This is a genomic window from Intestinibacter sp. (assembly GCF_022780145.1).
In the GTDB taxonomy this organism is placed as follows: domain Bacteria; phylum Bacillota; class Clostridia; order Peptostreptococcales; family Peptostreptococcaceae; genus Intestinibacter.
Window position 1 is genome coordinate 1 of the sequence record NZ_JALEXO010000050.1, and the last position, 3735, is coordinate 3735.

Below are 3735 nucleotides of genomic sequence, written 5' to 3' on the forward strand. Positions count from 1 at the left end.
TATACCAGCTGTAGAGCTTCCATATATATTCGATAGATTCTATAGAGTCGAAAAATCTAGAAATAAAAACGACGGTGGTTCAGGCTTAGGCCTAGCTATAACAAAGAGCATTGTTACACTACACGGTGGGCAAATCAGCGCCCATAGTGACAGTGAAAAAACAGTATTTAAAGTTGAATTACCCCTTTTTAACAAGGAAAATAAAGAAAATAATCTACATCGAGAAGATAGTTAAAAATTATACTTTTTTTTTCAGTCAAAGTAGATTATACTTTAAGTAAGAAGTGTTTTGAAGAGGGGGGAATGGATTATGACAATGGACAACATATTAAAGGTTTTAGCAAGTATTGCAATAATAGGGATTATTATATACTATGCACTTGAAAGCAAAAACCAAAGGGAGCAAAAATCAAAGAACAAAGCTAAAAAAATTCTTTCTGAAAATGTTAAATTTATGATTTTTGGAAATGAAGGAAGTCCAAACATAGCTCTAGGAAAAGATAATTGTATTTATCTACTTGATTCTAGTAATGTTACTTTACACAAATTCACTTTAGACGAAGTTGATGATATCAACATACATTATCATATAAGAGCAGATAAGAATAGTGGTGTTATTTCTCCGTCATTGACACTAAATAATCAAACTTTTATAGATAAGATTGATTTAAACTTACGTGCAAAGGGTAGTGATTACGCTATAAGTTATGTTCCTTATATGAAACATGCAGAGTCTAATGAAGTTAGAAGTAAAATAATTCAAATGAAGAGATTTATACTAATGATAGAAAGAGAAAAAGAGGGGAACAACGTAGTAAATAATTAATTTATCAAAATCAAAATTAATTAAAAATTAAATATCGATAAAAGTTTTAAAATAGATGTTATTTATAAAATAGCATCTATTTTTTCGTTTATTTCGAAATAGTTAAAAATTAACAGCTTATATTTATATTTTATATTTGTATGTAATTAGGTATATAATATATAATATAGATATTTGAAATAATTATAGACTTTAAATATCTATAATTAATGAAAATATATTTAGATTTATATAAATTATAGAAGCTAGGAGGAATTTAAAATGAGTAAATCACCAGTACCAACTCCACATCTAGAAGCTAAGGTGGGAGATATAGCCGAAACAGTATTATTACCAGGAGATCCACTAAGAGCTAAATTTATAGCTGAGACTTTCTTAGAAAATCCAGTTAGATACAATACTGTAAGAGGAATGTATGGATATACAGGATATTATAAAGGCAAAAGAGTATCTGTTCAAGGTTCAGGTATGGGTATGCCATCTATGGGAATATACTCTTATGAATTAATTAATTTCTATGGAGTTAAAAACCTTATAAGAATAGGATCTGCAGGAGCTATAAGCGATAAATTAAACCTACACGATGTTGTGATAGGTATGGGAGCTTGTACAGATTCAAATTACGCATCTCAATACAAATTACCAGGTACATATGCACCTATTGCGAGCTTTGAATTACTTCAAAAGGCTGTAAATAATGCTAAAGAGCTTGGTATAGATGTAACAGTAGGAAACATAGTGTCAAGCGATGTATTCTACGGTGATGATGGATTAGAAAGCTTAAAATCATGGCAAAAAATGGGTGCTCTTTGCGTAGAAATGGAAGCAGCAGCACTTTACATGAATGCAGCTAGAGCAGGAGTAAATGCACTTGCAATAGTTACTATATCTGACTGTCCTTTAAGAGGAGAAGAAACTACTTCTAAGGAAAGACAAACAGCATTTACTAAAATGATGGAAATAGCTTTAAGCTTAGCATAATATAAAATTTAAAATAAAAAGCTTGCTAAAAATTATACTTTCTTAGCAAGCTTTTTTACGTGTACTATAATACTCTAAATACACCTGTAACAATTCCAACAATCTCAACATCTCTTTCATCTAAAATGATAGGATCCATAAATTCATTTTCTGGTTGAAGTCTGACTTTATTACCTTCTTTGAAAAATCTCTTTACAGTAGCAGCGTCTCCATTTACTAATGCCACTACTATTTGTGATTTAGAAGCTGTAGAGCTTTTGTCTACTACAACGTAATCCCTATCTAAAATACCAGCATTTATCATACTTTCTCCCTTTACCTTTAGGAGAAAATTATCTGTACCCTTTACAAGTTGGGCAGGTAGAGGTATGTATTCTTGGATGTTTTGTTCGGCAAGAATAGGCTCCCCAGCAGTTACTTGGCCAACTAGAGGAAGGTTGATTATTTCTTTTTCAGTTATATTATTTCCGAAGATATTGCTGTCTAGTATTTCAATAGCTCTAGGTTTAGTAGGATCGCGTCTTATATATCCTAATTTTTCAAGTTTGTTCAAATGAGCATGTACAGTAGATGTAGACTTAAGGCCTACTGCCTGACATATCTCTCTAACTGAAGGCGGATATCCCTTAGTTAAAAGTTGATCTTTTATAAACTCTAGAATGATGAGTTGTTTATTTGTTATTTGATTTGAACTCATAAAAATCACTCATTTCATTATTATTTATAAAATTTAAAGTTATTATGATTTTAACTTTACTATTTATATTATATATTGTACCATATGAAGTTTTTTTATACAAACATTTGTTCTTATTTTGAAAAAATTCTTTTTACAGTCAGTTAGTCGGTTGAATTTTCTTTTTTTATGTCGTCTAGGCTTACTTCTTCATTTTCTTCATCTAGCCATTCAAAGTTGTTGACTATATCTCTTTTTACGTTTTTCTTGTGAGCTGCGTATAGTTGTGTAGTAGTCACATTGTCGTGGTCTAGTAGAGTTTTTACATCGTATATGGAAAATCCAGACTGAATTAGAGATGTAGCTGCTGTCGCTCTAAGCTTGTGAGGGGAATATCCCTTGTCTCTAGTCGTGTGCATGCATATAGATGTATATTTTTTTACTAGCTGTCTTATAGCCTTTGATGTCAGGCGTTTTTTTTGTAGAGATAAAAATAGTGCGTCTTTTACATCATCAGGCAAATCGTCGCTCTTTGGTCGTTCGTTATTTATGTAATCTAATACGACATTTTCACATGTCTTATTTATAGGCATTAGGACTTCCTTGCCTCTTTTTCTGTATATTTTAAATTCACCCCTTGAAAAATTAAACGAAGAAATATTCAGCTCGCGAAGTTCGTTTAGTCTAAGACCGTATGTCACAAATAAAGCTAGGATTGCCTTGTCGCGAAGTTTAGTTTTTTTCCAGTAGACCTTTTCCTTTTCTGTTAGACCTTCACCTGATTCTACAGCTTCTAGCATTATCATGACTTCGTCGATATCTAGTCTTTTTATAGCGTCTGGCTGAGGCTTTGGAAGCTTTATGGGGTTAAATCCGTCTGTTATGTTAGTCGGTAGCTGTTCATTTCTGTATAGAAATTTAAATAAGGTTGAGATAGATGATTTTTTTCTCGCTAAAGCCCTGTTGTTGTTTTCGTATACGATTGTCGCATTTTCCTTTTCTTTGTAGTATCTAGGGCAGTAGTCACCTAGAAATAAATTTACATCTCTTGCTTTTATATTTTTAAAATCTTCTATAGTTAAATCTTTTATCGTTTTGGCGTCTGTAAGTCCGCTTTCATTTACTAAATAATCGCAGAAAAATGTGATGTCCTCTAAGTAAGCTGCTCTAGTAGATGAAGCTACAGAACCTTTTAAGTATATGAAATAATCCTTCATAAAATCTGGCAGTCCTTTTTCAAATTCGATGCTTT

At 31.6% G+C, this 3735-nt stretch carries 5 protein-coding genes; 3 read left to right on the top strand and 2 right to left on the bottom strand.

The window, feature by feature from the left end:
• The 3 genes from MR593_RS01840 to deoD form a co-directional block, all read left to right on the top strand.
• Window positions 1-235 (top strand): ATP-binding protein (locus MR593_RS01840; RefSeq protein ID WP_290686378.1); only part of this gene is annotated, 235 nt, incomplete at its 5' end.
• A gap of 75 nt (window positions 236-310) precedes the next feature.
• Window positions 311-826: a hypothetical protein gene (locus MR593_RS01845; RefSeq protein ID WP_290686381.1), complete on the top strand. Its 516-nt coding sequence runs from the start codon at window positions 311-313 to the stop codon at window positions 824-826.
• A gap of 261 nt (window positions 827-1087) precedes the next feature.
• A complete protein-coding gene (gene deoD / locus MR593_RS01850; protein ID WP_290686383.1) occupies window positions 1088-1807 on the top strand; it encodes a purine-nucleoside phosphorylase in 720 nt (239 codons plus the stop codon).
• A 64-nt stretch (window positions 1808-1871) separates the two neighbouring features.
• Here deoD and lexA read toward each other — a convergent pair whose 3' ends face one another.
• Together lexA and MR593_RS01860 are read right to left on the bottom strand one after the other, a co-directional pair.
• Window positions 1872-2504, bottom strand: a complete 633-nt coding sequence (gene lexA, locus MR593_RS01855; RefSeq protein ID WP_290686385.1) for a transcriptional repressor LexA — start codon at window positions 2502-2504, stop codon at window positions 1872-1874.
• Between the two features lie 143 nt (window positions 2505-2647).
• On the bottom strand, window positions 2648-3730 hold the full coding sequence (locus MR593_RS01860) for a tyrosine-type recombinase/integrase (protein WP_442908395.1): 1083 nt from the start codon (window positions 3728-3730) through the stop codon (window positions 2648-2650).
• Window positions 3731-3735 lie beyond the last annotated feature (5 nt).

Bases quoted from the DNA above. Each gene is read 5' to 3' on its own strand.
- MR593_RS01845 (WP_290686381.1), top strand. From the start codon at position 311: ATGACAATGGACAACATATTAAAGGTTTTAGCAAGTATTGCAATAATA.
- deoD (WP_290686383.1), top strand. From the start codon at position 1,088: ATGAGTAAATCACCAGTACCAACTCCACATCTAGAAGCTAAGGTGGGA.
- lexA (WP_290686385.1), bottom strand. From the start codon at position 2,504: ATGAGTTCAAATCAAATAACAAATAAACAACTCATCATTCTAGAGTTT.